This window comes from Stenotrophomonas sp. Steno-Z4, from assembly GCF_056393145.1.
Genome location: NZ_JBWJPC010000001.1, coordinates 1127755 through 1152711 on the forward strand (window position 1 = coordinate 1127755; position 24957 = coordinate 1152711).

At 66.8% G+C, this 24957-nt stretch carries 17 protein-coding genes; 8 read left to right on the top strand and 9 right to left on the bottom strand.

All coding sequences use genetic code 11. The annotated features are described in order from the left end of the window. Positions 1-19: 19 nt before the first annotated feature. The 8 genes from aceK to AC06E7_RS05025 all read right to left on the bottom strand — a co-directional run bounded on the left by aceK (position 20) and on the right by AC06E7_RS05025 (position 7720). Positions 20-1756: a bifunctional isocitrate dehydrogenase kinase/phosphatase gene (gene aceK, locus AC06E7_RS04990; RefSeq protein WP_478063310.1), complete on the bottom strand. Its 1737-nt coding sequence runs from the start codon at positions 1754-1756 to the stop codon at positions 20-22. Positions 1757-1870: 114 nt separating this feature from the next. Beyond that, positions 1871-2230, bottom strand: coding sequence for a hypothetical protein (locus AC06E7_RS04995; RefSeq protein ID WP_068854836.1), 360 nt, complete (start codon positions 2228-2230; stop codon positions 1871-1873). Between the two features lie 26 nt (positions 2231-2256). Continuing rightward, a complete protein-coding gene (locus tag AC06E7_RS05000) occupies positions 2257-2694 on the bottom strand; it encodes a roadblock/LC7 domain-containing protein (RefSeq protein WP_478063312.1) in 438 nt (145 codons plus the stop codon). Beyond that, positions 2687-3235 (bottom strand): GTP-binding protein, encoded by a 549-nt coding sequence (locus tag AC06E7_RS05005; RefSeq protein ID WP_478063314.1) that lies wholly within the window; start codon positions 3233-3235, stop codon positions 2687-2689. Before AC06E7_RS05005 ends, AC06E7_RS05000 begins: the two co-directional genes overlap by 8 nt. A gap of 2 nt (positions 3236-3237) precedes the next feature. Continuing rightward, positions 3238-4191: a hypothetical protein gene (locus AC06E7_RS05010; protein ID WP_184125895.1), complete on the bottom strand. Its 954-nt coding sequence runs from the start codon at positions 4189-4191 to the stop codon at positions 3238-3240. Positions 4192-4487: 296 nt separating this feature from the next. Continuing rightward, the gene (locus tag AC06E7_RS05015; protein WP_068854258.1) at positions 4488-6713 is read right to left on the bottom strand and encodes an NADP-dependent isocitrate dehydrogenase; all 2226 of its coding nucleotides are present in this window, start codon (positions 6711-6713) and stop codon (positions 4488-4490) included. A 166-nt stretch (positions 6714-6879) separates the two neighbouring features. Further along, complete coding sequence (locus AC06E7_RS05020; protein ID WP_093534890.1) at positions 6880-7377, bottom strand: hypothetical protein; 498 nt, start codon at positions 7375-7377, stop codon at positions 6880-6882. 46 nt (positions 7378-7423) lie between these two features. Further along, positions 7424-7720, bottom strand: a complete 297-nt coding sequence (locus tag AC06E7_RS05025; RefSeq protein ID WP_068854260.1) for a LysM peptidoglycan-binding domain-containing protein — start codon at positions 7718-7720, stop codon at positions 7424-7426. 144 nt (positions 7721-7864) lie between these two features. Here AC06E7_RS05025 and queF point away from each other — a divergent pair, with 144 nt between their 5' ends. Next, positions 7865-8683, top strand: coding sequence for an NADPH-dependent 7-cyano-7-deazaguanine reductase QueF (gene queF, locus AC06E7_RS05030; protein WP_478063316.1), 819 nt, complete (start codon positions 7865-7867; stop codon positions 8681-8683). Positions 8684-8707: 24 nt separating this feature from the next. Here the strand turns inward: queF and AC06E7_RS05035 are convergent, their stop codons facing one another. Next, positions 8708-10024, bottom strand: a complete 1317-nt coding sequence (locus AC06E7_RS05035; RefSeq protein WP_217537787.1) for a M20 family metallopeptidase — start codon at positions 10022-10024, stop codon at positions 8708-8710. A gap of 241 nt (positions 10025-10265) precedes the next feature. On the opposite strand from AC06E7_RS05035, the gene AC06E7_RS05040 reads away from it, so the two are divergent. The 7 genes from AC06E7_RS05040 (at position 10266) to AC06E7_RS05070 (ending at position 24914) form a co-directional block, all read left to right on the top strand. Then, positions 10266-11510, top strand: coding sequence for an efflux RND transporter periplasmic adaptor subunit (locus AC06E7_RS05040; protein ID WP_354276512.1), 1245 nt, complete (start codon positions 10266-10268; stop codon positions 11508-11510). Between the two features lie 86 nt (positions 11511-11596). After that, the gene (locus AC06E7_RS05045) at positions 11597-14827 is read left to right on the top strand and encodes an efflux RND transporter permease subunit (RefSeq protein ID WP_095363135.1); all 3231 of its coding nucleotides are present in this window, start codon (positions 11597-11599) and stop codon (positions 14825-14827) included. Next, positions 14824-17946, top strand: coding sequence for an efflux RND transporter permease subunit (locus AC06E7_RS05050; RefSeq protein WP_426804944.1), 3123 nt, complete (start codon positions 14824-14826; stop codon positions 17944-17946). The genes AC06E7_RS05045 and AC06E7_RS05050 overlap by 4 nt, the downstream gene beginning before the upstream one ends. Positions 17947-18182: 236 nt before the next feature. Then, positions 18183-20240: a TonB-dependent siderophore receptor gene (locus tag AC06E7_RS05055; RefSeq protein WP_478063318.1), complete on the top strand. Its 2058-nt coding sequence runs from the start codon at positions 18183-18185 to the stop codon at positions 20238-20240. Positions 20241-20373: 133 nt separating this feature from the next. After that, positions 20374-22551 carry a YccS family putative transporter gene (yccS, locus tag AC06E7_RS05060; RefSeq protein ID WP_478063319.1) on the top strand — a complete coding sequence of 726 codons (2178 nt, stop codon included), beginning with the start codon at positions 20374-20376 and terminating at the stop codon, positions 22549-22551. 29 nt (positions 22552-22580) lie between these two features. Then, positions 22581-24470 (top strand): MFS transporter, encoded by a 1890-nt coding sequence (locus AC06E7_RS05065; RefSeq protein ID WP_478063321.1) that lies wholly within the window; start codon positions 22581-22583, stop codon positions 24468-24470. Between the two features lie 153 nt (positions 24471-24623). Next, a complete protein-coding gene (locus AC06E7_RS05070; RefSeq protein ID WP_478063323.1) occupies positions 24624-24914 on the top strand; it encodes a CD225/dispanin family protein in 291 nt (96 codons plus the stop codon). Positions 24915-24957 lie beyond the last annotated feature (43 nt).

The following is a 24957-nucleotide window of genomic DNA, read 5'->3' on the forward strand; positions in this document are numbered from 1 at the left end:
GTGATGTGTCAGGGGGAAATCAGGCCAGGCGATGATGGGCTGCATAGGGCGGCGTGTCGGGATAGTCGCCGGCCGCGAAACGCGCCTGCAACCCTTGCCACCAGTGCGGATCGAACAGATGCGCATGGTGTTCGCGCACGGCGGCAAGCTCGTCGGCGGGCAACCCCATGAAGGGTGCGAAGCGCTCCGGGAACACATCGCGTGGGCCCACGTGGAACCACGGCTCATCGGCCATGGCTTCGTCCGCATTGCGCGGTGTCGGCCAGGCGCGGAACACGCAGTCGCTGACGAGGCACAGCTCGTCGTAGTCATAGAACACCGCGCGCCCATGCCGCGATACACCAAAGTTCTTGGGCAGCATGTCACCGGGGAAAATGTTGTTGCGTGCCATGTCGGTGATGGCCTGCGCGTAATCCAACGCGGCGGCGCGGCGGGCTTCGGCCGTCTGCTCGCGCAGGTACAGGTTGAGCGGGCGGAAACGACGCTGCACATAGCACAGCGCGATCACCAGCGAATCGCCGTCCTCACGCACGCTGGCCGCGCACTGGCTCAGCAGTTCTTCGCGCAGCGCCGGCGAGAAGCGGGCCTTGGGAAAGCGCAGGTGGCGGTAGGGTTGCGCGTCCAGCAGGCGTCCGACGCGATCCAGGTTGAACACCAGCGCGTACTTTTCCTCCACCTGGTGCCGGGTCATGGTCTTGGGCCAGGCGAAGCGGTCGCGGATCAGTTTGAACACCAGCGGGTAACTGGGCAGCGTGAACACGGCCATGACCATGCCCGGTGTGCCATCGGCATGCACCAGCTGTTCGTCGGGGTGGTCCTGGAAGTGGCGGAAGAAGGTCCGGTAGCGCTCGGTCTTGCCCTGCTTGGCGCGGCCCAGCACGGTGTAGATCTCATCGATCGGCTTGGCCGGCAGCAGGCTGCGCAGGAACACCACCGCATCTCCCACCGTGGCCAGGTCGGCCTGGAAGTAGCTGCGTGACACGCCGAACAGGTGCGCCACATCGCGACGCCGGGTCAGCACGGCTTCGGCACGCAGGCCGTTGTCGTCGTTGACCAGCGCGATCACGCAGGGAGAGAAGCGGTGTTCGCCGAAGACCCGGCCCACCAGGTAGGCGCGACGCTCGCGGTAGAACACGGTATCCAGCAGCTCGATGCTGCGCACGGGCTGGGTACCCCAATGCTGCAGGTCGTCCTGCAGGCGCACGGCAATGGCCGCCGCACAGCGCAACTGGTGCGCATAGGGCACATCGAAGCGATAGTCACCCAGCACCCGCATGAAGGCCTCGGCCGGCCGCGTCGCCGACAGCGCGTAGGTATGCCGCGCGACCGGATGGGTGATGGCGTCGGATGGCTCCACATCCATCGCCATGAACTCCACTGCGGCATCCACGCCTTCAGTAGCGAACAGGCGCCGGGCCAGCGTGTTGTAGAAGGTTTTGTACAGTTCTGCGTCGATCAACCCACCCACCAGGCCTGCGTAGGCCCTGCGGATCTGCAGCCACAGCGCGCGCTCACCCACGGCCTCACGCGCTGCCCGCCGCAGCACATCCACCGTTTCGGCAATGCAGCGGTCATACAGCCCGATGCGTTCCACCGCATCCTGCCGCGCCCCGTTCCAGTCGCGGGTCTCGAAGCGTACCCGCGCGCGGCGCGTCACCCCGGCGAAACGCGCGTGGTAATCCTCGAAGGCATCACGGATCAGTGCCGCCAACCGCGTGGCGAGCGCTTCGTCATCAGGGGATTGGGCAACAGGCATGCAGGGCAACCGGGAAGACCACCCCAACCATAGTGGGGCCGGCCCATGGCCGGCAAGCGATCCCATCCCGGGCTGCCACCGACCACCCGGGGTGGCCGGCAGCAGAGTCAGGTCTTACAGCGCCAGGGACGCCTCCACGTCCTGCACCCGGCGCCGTGCCAGTGCCAGGTTGGACTTGTTGCGGTCCAGTACCAGGTAGAGGAACAGGCCCTTCCTGGAGGCCACCGGGCGCATGATGTGGTACGCCTTGCCCAGCGAGATCAGGATGTCCTCGATGGTGTCGTTGAGGTTCAGCGACGCGGCGGTCTTCATCTTCGCCCGGATCACTTCGGTGTTGCCTGCTGCCGCCACTTCCATGTCCATGCCCGAGCCGGCTTCGCCCAGCAGCATGCCGCTTTCGTAGTCCACCAGTGCCACCGCCTGCGCGCCGTCGATGGTCATCAGCGCGCTCAAGGTTTCGCTCACACCTGCCATGTTGCACCCCTTTGGTTATCGAGCCCCTAGTTCCCCTGCGGATCGGCTCGTGATCCGCTGAGTTCGGCCATGATGTTGCGGCCACATTCCTTTGCACTCCAAAGCACCTTGCCGGTCACGCAGCGCGTGTCGCAGGCGGCCATCAGCAACAGCGGTGCGGGCGCGCACCGCAGCGCCAGCATCAGCACCTTGCCCTCGCCGGCTTCCAGCATCAGCACTTCCAGTTCGCCCAGCGACAGCTCGCGGCCCACGGCGGCGGCCAGTGCCAGCATCGCGCTGGTCATTGCCGCCAGGCGCTCGCCGTTACCGTGGCTGCCGGCGGCCGGTACCAGCGCGAAGCCATCCACGCTGGCCAGTACCGCGCTGCGCACCCCATTGAGCGTGTCGGCGAACGCTTGAAGGTGCTGGGCAACACGGTCGCGCACGGCCGGATCCAGCCGGCGCACATCCTGTCCGTCAGCCATGGGCCAGCACCAGGTCGCGGGTTTCCATCTCGCTCATCAGCACGTCCATCAGGAAGAGTCCTTGTTCGCGTTCGCGTGCGTCCACCGGCATCACCGGCAGCAGGCGGTCATCCCAACCCGCGACCGTCGTGCAGGAATCGAGGTCGAAGTCCGGGGCGAGGTCCATGCGCGAAACGCCAATCACGGCCGGCACCTGCGTGGCATGCTCGCGCAGCACACCCAGATAGCCCTGCAGTTCTTCCACTGCCGTGTGACGGGTGGCATCCAGCAGCAGCACCACGCCACTGGCGCCCTTCAGCAGGATCGGCCAGATGAAGTCGAAGCGCTGCTGCCCGGGCGTGCCGTAGAGCCGCAGGCGGTCGCCGTTGGGCAGGTCGATATCGGCGTAGTCCATCGCCACCGTGGTGGAGGCCTTGTCGGCGCCGGCGCGGTCGCTGTTGTGCACGTCGGTATCCACCACCGCGCCTGCGGCGATGGCGCGCACCAGGGTCGACTTCCCGCACCCCATGCCCCCCAGCACCACGATCTTGTGTTCGCGCATGCTCAGCCCCCACCGCGCTGGCGAACGCTGCGCCACATCCGGGCCAACAGGGTGCCGCCGCCCTCCCCTGCGCGCAGCGGCACGCTGCTGGCCGGCGCATCTTCCAGCGCGGCGTAACCACACAGGTACGCCGGGTGCACGAAACTGCGTACCGCATCCGGTGCCACGTCCAGCAGGGAGGCGCACTCGTCGACGCTGCACGCGCGCTTGAGCAGCAGCGAACACAGCCGGAAGCTGTCGTGCTGGTGGCCCAACACGCGGAAGTCGGGCCAGCGCAGCAGCTTCACCCGCGCACCGCGTTGCAGCCGGGCATCCAGGTCATGCCAATGCGCGGGGCGTTGGCCCCATTGCCACAGCAGCGGGCGCAGCGGCTGGCGCGGCAGCGTGCCGCCCAGTTCCTGGTAGCGGCGTTCGGAAAGCCCGTGCAGGGACAGCGCTTCAAACTGGTCTGACAGAAGCTGGGCAAGGCTGCAGGGGTCGGTACCGGGCAGCACCACCATCTGGTCCTGGGCGAAATCCAACAGCAGGGTGGGCACTTCGTTGAGCACCAGCACCGCGTGGCCCTGCCGCGCGGGCAGGCGCTCGCGCAGCGCGCGGGTGATCGCCTTGGCGCCCTGCGCCGTGCACGGTTCGTCGATCCGCAGCGGCGCACCAGGCATCTGCCGCAAGGCGTCTTCGATGGCGTGGTCGTCGAGTACGCCGTGATCGTCGCCCTGTCCCTGGTGCAACTGCCCGTTCTGGTCTTCCACCCAGACCTGGATGCGGGGGCGCTCGCGCACCATGCGCAGCGCGGCGTTGCGCAGTGCCGGCGTGTCCTTGATCACCAGCAGGTCGCACTCGTCGAGGTCGCGGCAGCTGCGTACCGTATCGGCCGGCAACGAGGCGGCCACGCGCAGGCGCTGCAGCAACGCCCGTTCTCCCTGGACATCCGATCCGACCACCAGCACCCTGGCCATGCCCTTCCCCTGGCTTGTGAGAGATCACAGCTACTGCGGAACGCTCGCCGATAGCCTATGCCAAGGATCTCGCGCAGTTCGGTGACGGATTGCTCACTTCGCGTTGGCGAAACGGTCGGATCCTTCCGGTATGCGCGCCTTGGCAGCATGCAGGTTTCATGCCTTCTTTACCTGTTGCGGCTGGCGAGAGAGTGCCAGAACCACCCGGACGGGTGTCACGTATTTGCGGGCAAAAAAAAGAACCCGCGCCAGGCGCGGGTTCCTCGGTTACTGCCTTGGTGCCGGTGGCTGAAGGCTTACAGCGCGGCCAGTGCGTCGTTGAACGTGCTGCTCGGGCGCATCGCCTTGCTGGCCTTGGCCACGTCCGGGCGGTAGTAACCGCCGATGTCGACCGGCTTGCCCTGCGCGGCGATCAGCTCACCGACGATGGCCGCTTCATTGTCCGACAGCGCCTTGGCCAGCGGGGCGAAGCGGGCCTTCAGCGCGGCATCGTCGTCCTGCGCGGCCAGGGCCTGGGCCCAGTACAGCGCGATGTAGAAGTGGCTGCCACGGTTGTCGATGCCACCGAGCTTGCGCGAGGGCGACTTGTCGTTGTCCAGGAACTGGCCATTGGCCTGGTCCAGGGTCTTGGCCAGCACCGTCGCACCGGCATTGTCGTAGCGGTTGCCCAGGTGCTCGAGCGAGGCGGCCAGGGCCAGGAATTCACCCAGCGAATCCCAGCGCAGGTAGTCCTCTTCCACGAACTGCTGCACGTGCTTGGGAGCCGAACCACCGGCGCCGGTTTCGAACAGGCCACCACCGGCCATCAGCGGCACGATGGAGAGCATCTTGGCGCTGGTGCCCAGTTCCATGATCGGGAACAGGTCGGTGAGGTAATCGCGCAGCACGTTGCCGGTCACCGAGATGGTGTCTTCACCCTTGCGGATGCGGTCCAGCGAGAACGCGGTCGCTTCCACCGGAGCCAGGATGCGGATGTCCAGGCCGTTGGTATCGTGGTCCTTGAGGTAGGTTTCGACCTTGGCGATCACCTGCGCATCGTGCGCGCGCGAGGCATCCAGCCAGAATACGGCCGGGGTGCTGCTCAGGCGGGCGCGGTTGACGGCCAGCTTGACCCAGTCCTGGATCGGGGCGTCCTTGGTCTGGCACATGCGCCAGATGTCGCCGGTCTGCACGGCGTGTTCGAACACCACGTTGCCGGCATCGTCGGTGACGCGTACGGTGCCGTCGGCCGGAATCTGGAAGGTCTTGTCGTGCGAGCCGTATTCTTCGGCCTTCTGCGCCATCAGGCCGACGTTCGGCACCGAACCCATGGTGGCCGGGTCGAACGCGCCGTGGGCGATGCAGTCGTCGATCACGGCCTGGTATACGCCGGCGTAGCAGCGGTCAGGAATGACAGCCTTGGTGTCCTGCAGCTTGCCATCGGCATTCCACATGCCACCGGAGTCGCGGATCATGGCCGGCATCGAGGCATCGACGATGACGTCGCTGGGCACGTGCAGGTTGGTGATGCCCTTGTCGGAATTGACCATAGCCAGGCCCGGGCGCTTGCCGTATTCGGCAGCCAGGTCGGCCTTGATCGCTTCCTGGGTGGCTTCAGGCAGCTGCGGCAGGCGCGCGTACAGGTCGCCGATGCCGTTGTTTGGGTCGAAGCCGGCCTGCTTGAGCACGTCGGCGTGCTTGGCCAGCACGTCCTTGTAGAACTCTTCGACGACCACGCCGAACATGATCGGGTCGGAGACCTTCATCATGGTGGCCTTCAGGTGCAGCGAGAACAGCACGCCCTTGGCCTTGGCATCGGCGATCTGCGCCTGCACGAACGCCGCCAGCGCGTTGCGGCTCATCACGGCGGCATCGACGATCTCACCGGCCTTGACGGCAGTCTTTTCCTTCAGCACGACGGTGGTGCCGTCGGCCTGCTGCAGTTCGATCTTCAGATTGCCGGCGGCGGCCAGGGTGGCCGACTTTTCGCTGCCGTAGAAATCGCCGCCGTCCATGTGCGAGACGTGCGACTTCGATTCGTTGGACCACTTGCCCATGCGGTGCGGGTGCTTGCGGGCGTAGTTCTTGACCGACAGCGGCGCGCGGCGGTCGGAGTTGCCTTCGCGCAGCACCGGGTTCACCGCACTGCCCTTGACCTTGTCATAGCGCGCCTTGATGTCGCGCGAGACGTCGTCAGTGGGCACGTCCGGGTAATTGGGCAGGGCATAGCCCTGGTCCTGCAGTTCCTTGATGGCCGCCTTGAGCTGCGGCACCGAGGCGCTGATGTTGGGCAGTTTGATGATGTTGGCGTCCGGGGTGGTCGCCAGCTGGCCCAGCTCGGCCAGGTGGTCGGCTTCCTTCTGGTCGTCCTTCAGGAAATCCGGGAACAGCGCCAGGATGCGGCCGGACAGCGAGATGTCGCGGGTTTCGACTGCGATACCGGCGGTGGCAGTGTAGGCCTCGACGATCGGCAGCAGCGACTGGGTGGCCAGGAACGGGGCTTCATCGGTAAGCGTGTACAGAATCTTGGGCGTGTTCGACATGGGGGACAGTGCTCTCCGGGTAACCCCCGCATTGTCGCGGTTTCAGCCCCGGGGAGCAAAGCGGGGCCATACGCGGTGGTATTGGAACGCTGTGTGGCACAAAAAAAAGACGCAGCCTCGCGGCTGCGTCCATCGTGAGCCCGTGCCGGGAGAGAGTCGGCGGGACTTACTTGACCTCAAACTCCTGCGGCGTTCCGGCCGCCTTACCATCTACCGTGACCTCCGCGCGGTACTTGCCCGCCGGCCAGCCATTGGCATTCGTGAAGCTGATGTTGGTGGTCTCATCGCCTGTGGTGTTCAGCACCTGGCTCTGTTCGCCCGCCACCTGGCCGTCCTGATAGGTCAGCTTGGCGCCAACGTTGGCGTTGGTGGCCGTGCCTGCGGTGCGGACCGAAATGATGATCACGTCTTTCGGAGCAAACAGTGCTGCTGACGCGACGGTCTTGTCGGCTGCGGCGGTCTTGCCGACAGTTACGCCGGAAACGTTGACCGGCGCGGCGGCCGTCATCGGCTGCGGTGCGGCGGGTTCGACCGGCGTCGTCGCTACCGGGGCAGCCGGCTGCGCGTTGTTGTCGACGGTTTCTTCTTTCTTCTTGCAGCCGGCCAGGGCAACGGTGGCCAGCAGGGCAGCAAGTACGGCGGTACTGATGGACGTCTTCTTCATGGAATTCCTCCCTGGGAATCAATAATGGACAGCAGGCGGAGCGGGCTTAGTCTTTAGGCGGCAGTTTGAGCGTCTGGCCCGGGAAGATCTTGTCGGGGTCATCCAGCACGTCACGGTTGGCCTCGAAAATCTTCTTCCAGGCGTTGCCATCGCCCAGCTCGTTCTTGGCAATCTTCGACAGCGAGTCACCGCTCTTGACGGTGTAGGTGCTACCCCCCACCTTTTCGGCGGTGGTATCCACCGAAGCGGTCACGCCGGAGAAATCTGCCTTTTCCACCTTCTGCGCGGTGGTATCCACGCTGGAGGTGACGCCGGAGAAATCGGCCTTCTTGTCGGTACTCATCCACACGCTCCCGTCTTGAATAGAACGACCTGGATCGCACGGTGTCACAGGCCTTGTTAATGGGGCATGGCGCAGGCGTGAAGACGCTGGACGTATTTCTGAACGGGGCGCTGGAGGGGCCGCCGGCCACGCTAAAATGGCGCCATGAATACCCCCCAGGACTCCAGCCTCGGTCGCGAGGTTGCTTACCCCTCCCAGTACGACCCCGCCCTGCTCTTCCCGATCCCGCGCCGCTCCGCGCGCGAGGAGATCGGCGTTGACGAGGCCAACCTGCCGTTCGTCGGCCATGACCGCTGGCAGGCCTATGAGCTGAGCTGGCTGGACCGGCGCGGCAAGCCACGCGTCGCCGTGGCCACCATCAGCGTGCCGTGCACCTCGCCGAACCTGATCGAATCCAAGTCGTTCAAGCTCTACCTCAACTCGCTCAACAGCACGCGCTTTGACGATGACGAGCAGGCCCGCCAGCGCATTGCCGGTGACCTGTCGGCCTGCGCCGGGGCGGTGGTGAACGTGGTGTTCGGGGTGCCGCTGCTGGTGGAGTCGGCCGAAGGCGAATCACTGGATGAGCTGGATGTGGCGATCGAGCGCTACGGCCCGCCGGCGCCGGGGTACCTGTCGGCCAACGCCGGCCAGGTGGTGACCGAAACGCTCAGTTCGGCGCTGCTCAAGTCCAACTGCCCGGTCACCGGCCAGCCGGACTGGGCCAGCGTGAGCGTGCGCTACCGCGGCCCGCGCATCGACCGCGAAGGCCTGCTGCGCTACCTGGTGAGCTACCGCGAGCATGCCGAATTCCACGAGCAGTGCGTGGAGCGCATCTTCAACGAGCTCACCCTGCGCTGCCAGCCGGAGTGGCTGGAAGTAGAGGCGCGCTACACCCGCCGCGGCGGGTTGGACATCAACCCGTGGCGGGCCAGCGCCGGCATCGAGCAGCCGGCGCGGACGGTCCGCGACCTGCGCCAGTAGCGCACGACCGTTGGGCGTGCGACCTCAGCCCGGCGTCGGGCTGTTGAGGAAATCCAGGCTCACCTGCAACAACGCCCGCAGGCCTACATCCAGCGCCTTCTCATCGAGCAGGAACTTCGGGGAGTGGTTGGCCGGGGCCTTGGCCGGGTCGATCCCTTCGCTGGTGGAGCCGACGAAGAAGAACATGCCCGGCACCTGCTGGGCATACAGCGAGAAGTCTTCGGCGCCCATCTGCAGCGGCGGCTCGTACACGTTGCCTTCGCCGACCACGGCCTGCAGGCTGGGCAGCATGCGCGCGGTCAGGGCCGGGTCGTTGACCGTGGCCGGGTTGCCCTCGGCTTCGAAGATCTCCGTCTCGGCCTTGGCGCCATGCGCGGCGGCGGTGTGCTCGGCCACGTTGCGCAGGTCGGCGAAGATCTGCTGGCGCATGCCTTCGTCGAAGGTACGGATGGTGCCCACCATCTCCACTTCGTCGGGAATGATGTTGTAGCGGATGCCGCCCTTGATTGCGCCGAAGGACACCACCGCCGGCTGCTTGGAGATGTTGGAGCGGCGGCTGACGATGGTCTGCGCGGTGCCCACCAGGTCGGCGGTGGCCACGATCGGGTCGACCCCGTTCCACGGCGCAGAACCATGCGTCTGGCGGCCGATCACCTTGATCCCGAAACGGTCCGAGGCCGCCATCAGCGGGCCACCGCGGACGGCGATCTGCCCGGCCTGGACGCTGGAGAACACGTGCAGGCCGAACACGGCATCCGGCTTGAAGTCGGCAAACAGGCCTTCCTTGAGCATCAACGCGGCACCGCCCTCTTCCGGCGGCGGCGCGCCTTCTTCGGAAGGCTGGAAGATCAGCATCACTTCGCCGGGCAGGTTCTCGCGCATCTTCACCAGCGCGTCGGCCACGCCGAGCAGGGTGGCGGTGTGGGCGTCATGCCCGCAGGCGTGCATCACGCCCACCGGTTCGCCGCGATAGGTGCTGGTGGCCTTGGAGGCAAACGGCAGGCCGGTCTGTTCGGTCACCGGCAGCGCGTCCATGTCCGCGCGCAGGGCGATGCGCGGGCCGGGCTTGCCGCCCTTGATGATGGCCACCACGCCGTGATGGGCGATGCCGGTCCTGGGCTTCAGGCCCATCGCACGCAGCTGTTCGGCCACCTTGGCAGAGGTGCGCTCTTCGCGGTTGGACAGCTCCGGGTGCTGGTGGAAGTCGCGGCGCCACTGCACTACCTGGGCCTGCAGACGAGCGGCGGCGGCGGTGACTTCCGGGCGTTCTGCCGGGGCGGTGGCGGCCAGCGCGGGCGAGGCGAGCAGCAGGGCGGACAGCAGCAGCGACAGACGGGGCATTCGGGTCTCCGACAGGGTTCCAGGGGCTTGAACCTGAATGTAGGGCATCAGGGTGGTTTTCGCTGTAACTTTCGGCGCCCGGGAACGTTGTCCGGAAAAGCAACCGTCGTCGGTTGAACCTTGTCGGCGCTTGCGGGTCTGACCGCCCGTCCCATTTGTCATGCATTAAAGGACACGGGTGGCGGGTATGCTTTGCCACTGCCAACCGGGCCCCGCCCTTCGCCAGCCTCAGGAGTTTTGAATGTCGCGTTTCTGGAAGATCGTGCTGCTGGTGATCGCAGTGCTGGTGGTGGGGCTGGTCGGCATGCACCTGCTCAACGGTGGCAAGGGCAAGGATGCCAAGCCAGGGGCGCAGGCCGAGGCCGGCAAGGACGGCGAACGCGATACCGGCCCGGTGCCGGTGACGGTGATCGACGCGGCCCGCCAGGATGTGCCGGTCTACGCCAGCGCGCTGGGCACGGTGAGCGCGATGAACACCGTGACCGTAAGCCCCCAGGTGGGCGGCCAGCTGATCAGCCTGAACTTCAAGGAAGGCCAGGAAGTGAAGCAGGGCGACCTGCTGGCGCAGATCGATCCGCGCACGCTGCAGGCCAGCTATGACGAAGCGGCGGCGGCCAAGAAGCAGAACCAGGCCCAGCTGGCCACGGCGCGCTCGAACTACCAGCGCTCCAATTCGCCCGAATACCGCCAGTACGTCGCCAAGACCGACCTGGACACCCAGCGCAACCAGGTGGCCCAGTACGAAAGCGCGGTGGCGGCCAATGAGGCCAGCATGCGCGCGGCCCAGGTGCAGCTGCAGTACACCCGCGTGACCGCGCCCATTTCCGGCATCGCCGGCATCCGTGCGGTCGACGCAGGCAACGTGGTCAGCGCCGGTACCGCGCTGGTCACCCTGACCCAGATCCACCCGATCCACGTGGTGTTCAACCTGCCCGAACGCCAGCTGCCGGACGTGCGCCAGGCCCAGCAGGCCGGCCCGGTGACCATCGCCGCGCTGGACCGCAACGACTCGCACGTACTCACCGATGGCGGAACGCTGGACGTGGTGGACAACCAGATCAGCAGCGACAGCGGCACCTTCCGCGCGCGCGCCCTGTTCGATAACCAGGACAACACCCTGTGGCCGGGCCAGTTCGTCAACGTGCGCATGCAGCTGCGCACCATTGCCGGCGGCGTGGTCATCCCCACTCAGGCCGTCATGCGCGGGCCCGATGGCGAGTACGTCTATATCGTCAAGCCGGACAACACGGTGGCCATGCAGACCGTGAAGAGCGGCGTGGAAGTGGGCGACAGCACCATCCAGATCACCGAAGGCCTCAAGGGCGGTGAGCGGGTGGTCAGCGAAGGCCAGTTCCGGCTCAAGCCGGGCAGCAAGGTCACCGCGCTGAAGCCGGGCGAAACCCCGGCCGCGCCGACCGAGGCCGAACTCAAGGCCGCCGCGCAGAAGCAGGGCCCTGGTGGGCGTCGTGGCGGCGGCCCGCGCTGACCGCGCACGCCGTGTCCCCAACGCCGGCCAGGTGGCCGGCGTTCGCCTCCCGCATCGCCGTCTGACGTAACAGCAAGGATCCGCCCGTGGGCTTTTCGACGATCTTCATCCGCCGCCCCATCGCCACCTCGCTGCTGATGGCGGGCCTGCTGCTGCTCGGCATCCTCGGCTACCGCCAGCTGCCGGTGTCGGCGCTGCCGGAAATCGATGCGCCCAGCCTGGTGGTCACCACCCAGTACCCGGGTGCGAACGCCACCACCATGGCCTCGCTGGTGACCACGCCGCTGGAGCGCCAGTTCGGGCAGATCTCCGGGCTGGAGCTGATGACCTCCGATTCGTCGGCCGGCCTGTCCACGATCATCCTGCAGTTCTCGATGGACCGGGACATCGACATCGCCGCACAGGACGTGCAGGCCGCGATCCGCCAGGCCACCCTGCCGTCATCGCTGCCCTACCAGCCGGTCTACAACCGGGTGAACCCGGCCGACGCGGCGATCATCACCCTCAAGCTCACCTCCGACACGCGCCCGCTGCGCGATGTGAACAACTACGCCGACTCGATCCTGGCCCAGCGCCTGTCGCAGGTGCAGGGCGTGGGCCTGGTGTCGATCGCCGGCAACGTGCGCCCGGCCGTGCGCATCCAGGTCAACCCGGCGCAGCTGTCCAACATGGGCCTGACCCTGGAAGACCTGCGCAGCGCGCTGACCCAGGCCAACGTCAACGCGCCCAAGGGCTCGCTCAACGGCAAGACCCAGTCCTACAGCATCGGCACCAACGATCAGCTGACCAGCGCGGCGGAGTACCGCGAGACCATCATCAGCTACAAGAACGGCGCGCCGGTGCGGCTGGCGGACGTGGCCGAGGTGGTCGACGGCGTGGAGAACGACCAGCTCGCCGCCTGGGCCGATGGCAAGCCGGCGGTACTGCTGGAAATCCGCCGCCAGCCCGGTGCCAACATCGTGCAGACGGTGGAGCGCATCCGCGCATTGATGCCGCAGCTGCAGAACGTGCTGCCGGCCGACGTGCACCTGGAAGTGTTCTCCGACCGTACCGAGACCATCCGCGCCTCCGTGCATGAAGTGCAGTTCACCCTGATCCTGACCATCGGCCTGGTGGTGGCGGTGATCTTCGTGTTCCTGCGCCGCCTGTGGGCCACGATCATTCCCTCGGTGGCGGTGCCGCTGTCGCTGGCCGGCACGTTCGGGGTGATGGCGTTTGCCGGCATGTCGCTGGACAACCTGTCGCTGATGGCGCTGGTGGTGGCCACCGGCTTCGTGGTTGACGATGCGATCGTGATGATCGAGAACATCGTGCGCTATATCGAACAGGGCAAGAGCGGACCGGAAGCGGCCGAGATCGGCGCGCGCCAGATCGGCTTCACCGTGCTCTCGCTCACCGTGTCGCTGGTGGCGGTGTTCCTGCCGCTGCTGCTGATGCCCGGCGTGACCGGGCGGCTGTTCCACGAGTTCGCGTGGGTGCTGAGCATCGCGGTGGTGCTGTCGATGCTGATCTCGCTGACCCTCACCCCGATGATGTGCGCCTACCTGCTCAAGCCCGACGCGCTGCCCGAAGGCGAGGACGCCCATGAGCGAGCGCATGCGGCCGGAAAGCAGACCGTGTGGAGCCGCACCGTGGGCCTGTACGAACGCAGCCTGGACTGGGTGCTGGACCACCAGCGCATGACCCTGGCGGTGGCCGCCGGCGCGCTGGTGCTGACGGTGGTGCTGTACATCGTCATTCCCAAGGGCCTGCTGCCCGAACAGGACACCGGGCTGATCACCGGCGTGGTCCAGGCCGACCAGAACATCGCGTTCCCGCAGATGGAGCAGCGCACCAAGGCCGTGGCCGAAGCGCTGCGCAGCGACCCGGCAGTGACCGGCGTGGCCGCCTTCATCGGCGCCGGCAGCATGAACCCCACGCTCAACCAGGGCCAGCTGTCGATCGTGCTGAAGGAGCGCGGCGACCGCGACGGGCTGGAAGACATCCTGCCGCGCCTGCAGAAAGCCGTAGCCGGCATCCCCGGGGTGGCGCTGTACCTCAAGCCGGTCCAGGACGTGACCCTGGACACCCGCGTGGCCGCCACCGAGTACCAGTACTCGCTGTCGGACGTGGACAGCGCGCAGGTCGCGCTGCAGGCCACCCGCCTGACCGAGGCGTTGCGCCAGCGTCCGGAACTGGCGGATGTGGACAACAACCTGTCCAACCAGGGCCGCGCGCTGGAGCTGAACATCGACCGCGACAAGGCCAGCGTGCTGGGCGTGCCGATGCAGACCATCGATGACACGCTGTACGACGCCTTCGGGCAGCGCCAGATCTCGACCATCTTCACCGAGCTCAACCAGTACCGCGTGGTACTGGAAGTGGCGCCGGAGTTCCGCACCAGCACCGCCCTGATGAACCAGCTGGCGGTGGCCTCCAACGGGGCCGGCGCGCTGACCGGCAGCAATGCCACCAACTTCGGCCAGGTCACCTCGTCCAACTCCTCCACCGCCACCGGTATCGGCGCGCAGAACACCGGTATTCCGGTGGGTGCGGGCAACATCATTCCGCTGGCCGCGCTGGCCGAGGGCAAGGTCACCAGCACCCCGCTGGTGGTCAGCCACCAGCAGCAGCTGCCGGCGGTGACGGTCTCGTTCAACATCGCCCCGGGCTATTCGCTGTCCGATGCGGTCAAGGCGATCGAAGAGACCCGCGCCAGCCTGGACATGCCGGCGCAGGTGCACGCGCAGTTCATCGGCAAGGCCGCCGAGTTCACCGGCAGCCAGACCGACGTGGTGTGGCTGCTGCTGGCCTCGCTGGTGGTGATCTACATCGTGCTGGGCGTGCTGTACGAGAGCTACATCCACCCGATCACGATCATCTCCACCCTGCCGCCGGCCGGCGTGGGCGCGCTGCTGGCGCTGATGGTGTGCGGGCTGAGCCTGTCGGTGGATGGCATTGTCGGCATCGTGCTGCTGATCGGCATCGTCAAGAAGAACGGCATCATGATGGTGGACTTCGCCATCGAGGCGCGCCGCGCCGGAGCCAACGCGCACGAAGCGATCCGCCGCGCCTGCCTGCTGCGCTTCCGCCCGATCATGATGACCACCGCCGCGGCCATGCTGGGCGCGTTGCCGCTGGCGCTGGGCACCGGCATCGGTTCGGAGCTACGCCGCCCGCTGGGCATCGCCATCGTCGGCGGCCTGCTGATCTCGCAGCTGGTCACGCTCTACACCACGCCGGTGATCTACCTGTACATGGAGCGCTACTCCGAATGGCTGCGCCAGCGCCGTGAACAGCGCGCGCTGCGCAACGCCACCGCACAGGACCGCGCGTGAACATCTCCGGCCCGTTCATCCGCCGCCCGATCGGCACCGCGCTGCTGGCCATCGGCCTGTTCGTGGTCGGGTTGATGTGCTACCTGAAGCTGGGGGTGTCGGCGCTGCCGAACATCCAGATCCCGGTGATCTTCGTGCACGCCAGCCAGTCCGGCGCGGACGCCACCACCATGGCCTCCACGGTCACCGCGCCACTGGAGCGCCACCTGGGCCAGCTGCCCGGCGTGGACCAGATGCGCTCGTCCAGCTCGGAAGGCAGCTCGCTGGTCTTCATGATCTTCCAGAGCGGGGTCGACATCGATTCGGCCGCGCTGGACGTGCAGACCGCGATCAACTCGGCCCAGGCCGACCTGCCCTCCGGGCTGGGTTCGCCGATGTTCCAGAAGGCCAACCCGAACGACGATCCGGTGATCGCCATTGCGTTGACCTCGCAGACGCAGTCGGCCGATGAGCTCTACAACGTGGCCGATTCGCTGCTGGCCCAGCGCATCCGCCAGATCAGCGGGGTGTCGTCGGTGGACATCGCCGGCGCGTCCACCCCGGCGGTGCGGGTCGACGTCAACCTGCGCCTGCTCAATGCGCTCAACCTCACCCCGGATGACCTGCGCAATGCGGTGCGCGCCGCCAATGTGACCTCGCCCACCGGCTTCCTGACCGATGGCAACACCACCACGGCGATCATCGCCAACGATTCAGTGGCGCGCGCGGCCGACTTCGCCAACCTGGTGATCAAGACCCAGGATGATGGCCGGGTGATCCGCCTGAAGGACGTGGCCAACGTCTACGACGGCCAGCAGGATGCCTACCAGGCCGCGTGGTTCGACCACAAACCGGCGGTGGTGATGTACGTGTTCACCCGCGCCGGGGCCAACATCGTGGAGACGGTGGACCGGGTCAAGGCGCAGATCCCGATGCTGCGCGACTACCTGCAGCCGGGCACCACGCTCACCCCGTACTTCGACCGCACCCCGACCATCCGCTCGTCGCTGCACGAAGTGCAGATCACCCTGCTGATCAGCCTGGCGATGGTGATCCTGACCATGGCGCTGTTCCTGCGCCGGCTGGCACCGACCCTGATCGCGGCGATCACCGTGCCGCTGTCGCTGGCCGGTGCGGCGCTGGTGATGTACGTGTTCGGGTTCACCCTGAACAACCTGAGCCTGCTGGCGCTGGTGATCGCGATCGGCTTCGTGGTCGATGACGCGATCGTGGTGATCGAAAACATCATGCGCCACCTCGACGAAGGCATGCCGCGCATGCAGGCGGCCCTGACCGGCGCCCGCGAGATCGGCTTCACCATCGTCTCCATCACCGCCTCGCTGGTGGCGGTGTTCATTCCGCTGCTGTTTGCCAGCGGCATGGTCGGTGCGTTCTTCCGCGAGTTCACCGTGACCCTGGTGGCCGCCATCGTGGTCTCGATGATCGTCTCGCTCACGCTCACCCCGGCGCTGTGCAGCCGCTTCCTCAGCGCGCACACGGAGCCGGACAAGCCCTCGCGGATCGGCCGCTTCCTGGATGCCACCCACGACCGCATGCTGCGCGTGTACACCGTCTGCCTGGACTTCTCGCTGCGCCACGCGCTGCTGCTGTCGCTGACCCCGATCCTGCTGATCGTGGCCACGGTGATGCTGGCGGGCGCGGTCAAGAAGGGCTCGTTCCCGCCGCAGGACACCGGCCTGATCTGGGGCCGCGCCAACTCCAGCGCGACGGTATCCTTCGAAGACATGGTCAACCGCCAGCGCCGCATCACCGACATGCTGATGGCAGACCCGGCGGTGAAAACCGTGGGCGTGCGCCTGGGTAGTGGCCGCCAGGGGTCCAGCGCGCAGTTCAACATCGAGCTGAAGACCCGCAAGGAAGGCCGCCGCGAAACCACCGCGCAGGCGCTGGCGCGGCTGAGCGCCAAGGCCGACCGCTACCCCGACCTGGAGCTGCGCCTGCGCGCGATCCAGGATCTTCCCAGCGACGGCGGCGGCGGCAACAGCCAGGGCGCGCAGTACCGCGTGTCGCTGCAGGGCAACGACCTGGCCCAGCTGCAGGAATGGCTGCCCAAGGTGCAGGCCGCACTGAAGAAGAACCCCATGCTGCGCGACGTCGGCACCGACGTGGACACCGCCGGGCTGCGCCAGAACATCGAGATCGACCGGGCCAAGGCCGCGCGCCTGGGCGTGTCGGTCGGCGCGATCGATGGCGCGCTGTACGGCGCGTTCGGCCAGCGGCAGATTTCGACGATCTACTCGGACATCAACCAGTACAGCGTGGTGGTCAACGCACTGCCGGAGCAGACCGCCACCCCGCGCGCCCTGGATGAGATCCACGTGCGCGCCGGCAACGGCGAGATGATCCCGATCACCGCCGTGGCGCGCCAGGTCCCCGGGCTGGCCCCGCCGCAGATCACCCACCAGAACCAGTACACCACGATGGACCTGAGCTACAACCTGGCCCCGGGCGTGAGCACCGGCGAAGGCGAGGCGATCATCAAGGCCACCGTGGACGGGCTGCGCCTGCCCGGCGACATCCGCATCAGCGATGGCGGCGGCTTCAACGTGCAGCTCAACCCCAATTCGATGCTGATCCTGGTGCTGGCCGCCATCATCACCGTGTACCTGGTGCTGGGCATGCTGTACGAAAGCCTGGTGCACCCGGTGACGATCCTGTCCACGCTGCCGGCGGCGGGCGTGGGCGCGCTGCTGGCGCTGTTCGTGACCAATACCGAGCTGTCGGTGATCTCGATGATCGCGCTGGTGCTGCTGATCGGCATCGTCAAGAAGAACGCGATCATGATGATCGACTTCGCCGTGGTGGCCCAGCGTGAGCACGGCAAGAGCCCGCTGGAAGCGGTGCGCGAGGCCAGCATCGTGCGCTTCCGCCCGATCATGATGACCACCATGGTGGCGATCCTGGCGGCGGTGCCGCTGGCGATCGGCTTGGGCGAAGGGTCCGAGCTGCGTCGCCCGCTGGGCATTGCGATGATCGGCGGGTTGCTGTTCTCGCAGAGCCTGACCCTGCTGAGCACCCCGGCGCTGTATGTGATCTTCTCGTGCCTGCAGCAGCACTGGCGCGGCTGGCGCGCGCGCCGGCGCGAGAAGGCCTTGGTAAAGCGGGCAGCGCGCGCGTAACGCCCGCCGCTGCGCGGCGCCGCACGACCAACGGTCGTGCGCTACCGCGTTCATGACGATCATTTGACGCGCGGCACTCAAAAGAGAACAATCCGCATCAGCCACGGTCCTGCCGCGCCTCGCGCACCGCGCTGTTTCCGCCTTCGCGGGCAGTGCCCCGACTCAGCCACGCCCTCTTCTTCCGCTTTCAACTGATCGCGGACGGTGTGCTGCTGTCCGCAGAGGACCCCCACTCGATGCCTGCTTCCGTACTTCCGCGCCACGCCCTGCGCCCGGCCCTGCTCGCCCTGTCGTTGTCCCTGGCCTGCGCGGCCCACGGCCAATCCCGCTCGGCCACCGAGCTTGACGCGGTGAAAGTCACCGCCGAACGCACCCACACCGAGACCGGCGCCCTGGGCGACCGCCCGGTACGCGATACCCCGTTTGCGATCTCCGTCATCGGCCGCGAGGACATCGAGAAGCGCCAGGTGGTCTCGCTGGGCGAGGCGTTCCTGACCGACCCGTCGGTGGTCACCCAGGTCAGCGCCTACGCCAGTGGCTGGAGCTCGCCGATCCGCAACCGCGGCATCGATCTCAGCTACGACAGCTACCGCGTCAACGGCCTGCAGGTGTCCTCGTGGGGTACCGAGTGGCCGCTGGAAGTGATGGAACAGGTGGAACTGCTCAAGGGCCCGGGCGGCTTCATGTACGGCTTCGGCCAGCCCGGCGGCATCATCAACTACGGCACGAAGAAGCCCACCGATGCCCCCACCTTCTCCGCGCAGCTCGGCTGGCGGGAACAGGGCATCGTCAGCGGCCAGGTCGATGTCGGCGGCCGCTTCGGCAACGAAGACATGTTCGGCTACCGCTTCAACGCCTACCAGGAGAAGGGCGAAACCTTCAACGGTGGCGAAGTGAACCGCAAGGTCGGTGCGCTGTCGCTGGATGCACGCCTGGGCGATGCGCTCACCTGGACCTTCGATGGCGTGTTCCAGGAGCGCGATCTCAGCGAGGAATCGCCGCAGTACTACTTCATCGGCCTGACCGAACTGCCGCGTCCGATCGCCGGCGATGTCAACAACGCCATTCCGGGCACCTTCTACGACACCCGCTCCAGCCTGCTCTCCACTGCACTGAACTGGCAGATCAACGACGACTGGAAGGCCAGCCTGAGCTATGGCTACACCTCGTCGTGGAACGACGTGAACAAGATCTTCGCCTACATCGACGACGTCAATGGCGACTACGACGTCAACGTCTACGAGCTCGGCGGCAAGAGCGAATGGAAGCTGGCCCAGGCCATCGTGCAGGGCCGCTTCCAGACCGGCCCGCTGTCGCACCAGCTCGTCGCCGGCGTCTCGCACCAGACCGGGCTGGGCTGGGACCGCCCATACGAATGGAACACCATCGGCCGTGGCAACCTCTACCAGCGCCCCACCCTGCGCCATGACGCCGTCGGTTCGCAGGAGCTCACCCGCGGCAGCGAAACCGTACAGCAGGCGGTGTTCGTCAGCGATACGGTGGATTTCGGCCACGGCTGGTCGGTGCTGGCCGGTGCGCGCTACAACGACTTCGAGACCAAGGGTGCCTACCACACCTACCCGGTGACCCCGACCTACGCGGTGATGTTCAAGCCGGCCGATGCAGTCACGCTCTACACCAGCTACGTCGAATCGCTGGAAGCGGGCAGCCGGGTGGGCAGCGACTACATCAACGCCGGCGACGTGCTCGACCCGACCATCAGCAAGCAGCTCGAGATCGGCGCCAAGATCGAGTACCCACGCTGGAACGCCAACGCGGCTGCGTTCCGCCTGGAGCGCGGTGCCAACATCGACCGCCTGACCAGCGGCGGCAAACTGCTGGTGCAGGACGGCATCACCCTGTACGAAGGCGTGGAAGTGAGCGGCGACGTCCGCCTGACCGATGCCTTCACCCTCGGCGGCGGCGTGACCTGGCTGGACCCGACCTACGACAAGCTCTCGCCCGACAGCAGCACCCAGGAAGGCAACCGCACCGCCGGCGCAGCGCGCTGGAACGGCGTGGTGCACGCCGACTACAGCGTGCCGCAGGTGGAAGGCCTGGGCCTGTACGCCCTGGCCCGCTACTACGGCGACGTGTACTACGACGCCGACAACACCCTCAAGCTGCCCGACTACACCCTGGTCAACGCCGGCATCGGCTACCGCATGCAGGCCAACGGCCACCCGGTCACCTGGCGCGCCAGCGTCGAAAACCTCACCAACAGGAAGTACTGGTCCAACGCCGGCATCGGCCTGCCGCGCACGTTCGCGGTCAGCGTCAGGTTTGATCTGTAAGCGAAGGGCGTAACAGCCTGTCGTTTCATTTTTTGCGAGCGGTGAGGCCGGCGGGGGTGGGTACCTACCAACCGGCTATGTCGGCTTCACCGCGATGACGCAATAATGAGGCGCCACCGCCCGACGAGTCCGCATGTCCGCCCGAGAATCCCGCCTGAGTCGCCTGTGGGCGCATGAGAAGGCCAGCTACGGGCTGCGGGTGTTCATTGCGTTGTCCGTGGCCATGGGCGTGTGCTGGCACCTGGACCAGCTGCCTGCGCTGCCCGGCGTATTCCTCGGCATCATCGCCAGCGCCATTGCCGAAACCGACGACAACTGGTGGGGCCGCACCAAATCCGTCGCCCTCTCCCTGCTGTGCTTCGTGGTGGCCGCCGCCGCCGTGGTCGAACTGTTCGCCTGGCCGTGGCTGTTCATTGCAGCCCTGGCCCTGTCCACCTTCAGCCTGACCCTGCTCGGCGCGCTGGGCGAACGCTACGCCTCCATCGCCCAGGCCACCGTCACCCTGGCCATCTACACCATGATCGGCCTCGAACAGCACGGCGCCGACGACCGCGCCCAGGCCATCAGCGCCGTCAGCCACCTGCTGGCCGGCGCCCTCTGGTACGGCCTGCTGTCCATCCTGTGGACCGCCCTGTTCGCCAACCGCCCCGTGCGCGAACGCGTCGCCCGCCTCTACCTTGAACTCGGCCGCTACCTTCAGCTCAAGGCCGACCTGTTCGAACCGGTGCGCGATGCCGACGTGCAGAAGCGCCAGCTGGCCCTGGCCGAGCAGAACCGCCGCGTCGTCGAAGCGCTCAACATCGCCAAGACCGCCATCCTGGCCCGGTTCGGCCGCTCCGGCCGCCCGGGCGTGCAATCCGGCCTGTACCTGCGCCTGTACTACATGGCCCAGGACTTCCACGAACGCGCCAGTTCCTCGCACTACCCCTATGGCGCGCTTACCGACGCCTTCTTCCACAGCGACGTGCTCTACCGCTGCCAGCGCCTGCTCGCCCTGCAGGGCGAAGCGTGTGCCAACCTGGGCACCGCCATCCGCATGCGCCGGCCGTTCCAGTACGGCGACCGGACCCGCCAGGCCACCGCCGACCTCACCGATTCCCTCGCCTGGCTGCGCGCCCAGCACAACCCCCAGTGGCAGCGCCTGCTCTCCTCGCTGGAACTGCTCGGCAACAACCTGCAGAGCATCGAACGCCGCCTGTCCGAAGCGGCCCAGTCCGAATCCACCCTGGACAACGTTGACACCCGCCTGCGCGACACCAACCCGCATACCCTGCGCGAAATGGGCGTGCGCATCCGCCAGCAGCTCACTCCCGGCTCGCTGCTGTTCCGCCACGGCCTGCGCATGGCGCTGGCGCTGATCGTGGGCTTTGCCGCCATCCGCCTGTTCAATGCCCAGAACGGCTCCTGGGTGCTGCTCACCATCGTGTTCGTGTGCCGCCCCAACTTCGGCGCCACCCGCCAGCGGCTGGCCCAGCGCATCGCCGGCACCCTGATCGGGCTGGTGCTCACCTGGGCGCTGATGCAGTTGTTCCAGGACCTGCGCATCGAATTGTTGATCGCCCTGCTTTCCGCGCTGCTGTTCTTCTTTACCCGCAGCGACCGCTACCTGGTCGCCTCGGCCGCGATCACCGTGATGGCACTGACCTGCTTCAACCTCATCGGCGATGGCTTCCTGCTGATCTGGCCGCGGCTGGTCGATACCCTGCTGGGCTGCGCGATCGCCGCCGCCGCCGCGTTCCTGATCCTGCCCGACTGGCAGGGCCGCCGCCTCGACCTGGTCATGGCGCGCGTGCTTGAACGCTGCGCCGGCTACCTGCAGGCGGTGCTGGGCCAGTACGGCAGCGGCATGCAGGACGACCTGGCCTACCGCATCGCCCGCCGCGACATGCACAACGCAGACGTCGCCCTGTCCACCGCGCTGTCCAACATGCTGCGCGAACCAGGCCACGTGCGTGGCAACCTGGACGCCGGCTTCCGCTTCCTGGCGCTGTCCAACACCCTGCTTGGCCACCTGTCCGCGCTCGGCGCCCACCGCGCGCAGCTGGACAGCTATGCGCAGGACCCCCTGGCCCGTTCCAGCGGCGAACGCGTGCAGCAGGCCATGCAGCAGATCGCCGGCGCGCTGGAACGGCGCGAACCGGTGGACGAGGCCGCCAACGAGGGCGACCGGGCCCTGGCCGAGCAGCTGGAGCAGCTCAATGATGAGATGCCGCCGAAGCTGCAGCTGATCCGCACCCAGATCGGCCTGATGCTGCGCCTGCTGCCCAAGCTGCGCGCCGCCGCGAACGAAATAGGGACCGGGACCGCGTGATAGGCTGCGCCGGTTCGCAAGGAGATCCCATGTCCGGCCACAGTCAGTTCGCCCTGCTCCGCCAGCGCCGCTTCCTGCCCTTCTTCATCGTGCAGTCGCTGGGGGCGTTCAACGACAACGTATACCGCCAGGCCATCATCGGCCTGCTGTTCTACCTCGGCGTGAGCCAGGCCGAGCAGTCGCTGTACACCACCCTGGCGCCGGCCATCTTCATCCTGCCCTACTTCCTGTTCTCCGCCCTGGCCGGGCAGATCGCCGAGAAGCTGGAGAAATCGCGACTGATCGTGATCACCACCACGATGGAGATCGGGATCATGACCCTGGCCGCGGTCGGCTTCCTCACCCAGAGCATGCCGATCCTGCTCGTCGCCCTGTTCTGCACCGGCCTGCAGTCCACGCTGTTCGGCCCGGTGAAGTACTCGGTGCTGCCCTCGGTGCTCAAGCCCGAAGAGCTCACCGGCGGCAACGGCCTGGTCGAGATGGGCACCTCCATGTCGATCCTGACCGGCATGATCAGCGGCGGCATCATCTTCACCCTGGCCGGCAGTTTCGGCCCGATCGTGGCGGCAACGGCAGTGATCGCGCTGGCCATTGCCGGCAACATCACCGCGCGCATGATCCCGAAGGTCGATGCCGGCGCGCCCGACCTGAAGATCAACTGGAACCCCATCCCGGAATCGCTGGCGGTGCTGCGCCTGGCCAAGAAACAGAAGGCCGTGGCCAATGCCATCCTCGGCGTGTCGTGGTTCTGGTTCGTCGGCACCATGCTCACCTCGCAGCTGCCCACCTACGCGGTGGTCAACCTGGGCGGCGAACCGACCCTGTACATCTTCGCGCTGGCGCTGTTTTCGATCGGCACCGGCGTGGGCTCGTTGCTGTGCGAAAAGCTCTCCGGCCGCACCGTGGAAATCGGCCTGGTGCCGTTGGGCGCCTTCGGCATGACCGCCTTCATGCTGGACCTGTACTTCGCGCGCGCCGGCACCGCCACCACGGCGGGCCTGGGCGTGGCCGCCTTCGTGGCCGCACCGGGCAGCGTGCGCATCATCGTGGACCTGGTGGGCATCGGTCTGTTCACCGGCTTCTTCGTGGTGCCGTTGTTCGCGCTGATCCAGAGCCGCACGCCCAGGTCGGAAATGTCGCGCGTGTTCGCCGCACTCAACATCCAGAATTCCGGCTTCATCGTCGCCGCGGCGATGATTGCGCTGGCCACGCAGAAATTCCTGCACTGGACGATCCCGCAGCTGTTCCTGGCGCTGGCGATCGCCAATGCGGTGGTGGCGGTCTACATCTTCACCATCGTGCCCGAATTCCTGATGCGGTTCCTCAGCTGGGTGATGGTGCGCTTCCTGTACCGCCTGCGCCTGCATGGCATTGAAGCCAACGTGCCGGATGAAGGCGCCGCGCTGATCGTCTGCAACCATGTCAGCTACATGGACGCGCTGATCCTCTCGGCGACGATCCCGCGCCCGGTGCGCTTCGTCATGTATTACAAGATCTTCAACATCCCGGTGATGCGCTGGATCTTCCGCACCGCCAAGGCCATTCCGATTGCCGGCGCGCGCGAGGACCCGGCGCTGATGCAGGCCGCGTTCGATGAGGTGGACAAGGCGCTGGCCGAAGGCGAACTGGTCTGCATCTTCCCCGAAGGTGCGCTGACCCGCGATGGCGAAATGGCCGCCTTCAAATCCGGCGTGGAGAAGATCCTCGAGCGCCGGCCGGTGCCGGTGGTGCCGATGGCACTGCGCGGCATGTGGGCCAGCATGTGGAGCCGGCGCGATACGCGCCTGGGGCGCATGCGGGTGCCGCGCCGCCTGCGCGCCCACGTCGAGGTCATGGCCGGCCCGCCAGTCGACGGCGCAGCGGCCACCGCCGAGGGGCTGGAAGCGCAGGTCAGAACACTGCGCGGCGATCAAGGCTGAAAGCGACGAGATCAGGGTATTCCGCAAAGAAATCCATTGCGGCGCTCATGTAAACGCATACATCGGCGGAAACATCGGGTAGATTACCGCCCATAGGGGGTGTCACTTGGCGTTGGGAGATGCCAAGGGACAACCAATGGAATGGAGTCGTACTTGAATCATCTGCCGCCACCGACCCCGTCGGGCGTTGTCGTCCCCAACCATCTGGTCTGGGCGATCCTGACAACGTTGTTCTGCTGCCTGCCGTTGGGCGTGGTGTCGATCGTGTACGCGGCCCAGGTCGATGGCCGTCGCGCGGCCGGCGACCTGGCCGGTGCCTACGACGCATCGCGCAAGGCCGGTGGATGGGCATTGGCATCGGCGCTGGCCCTGCCGGTACTGCTGCTGTTGTGGTTTGGCCTGTTTGGCGGCGTGGCCGCGCTGGGCGCTCTTTCCGACCTGTGAAACACCCTTCGTTCAACCCACCCAAGAAAATGGAGCTTCACTG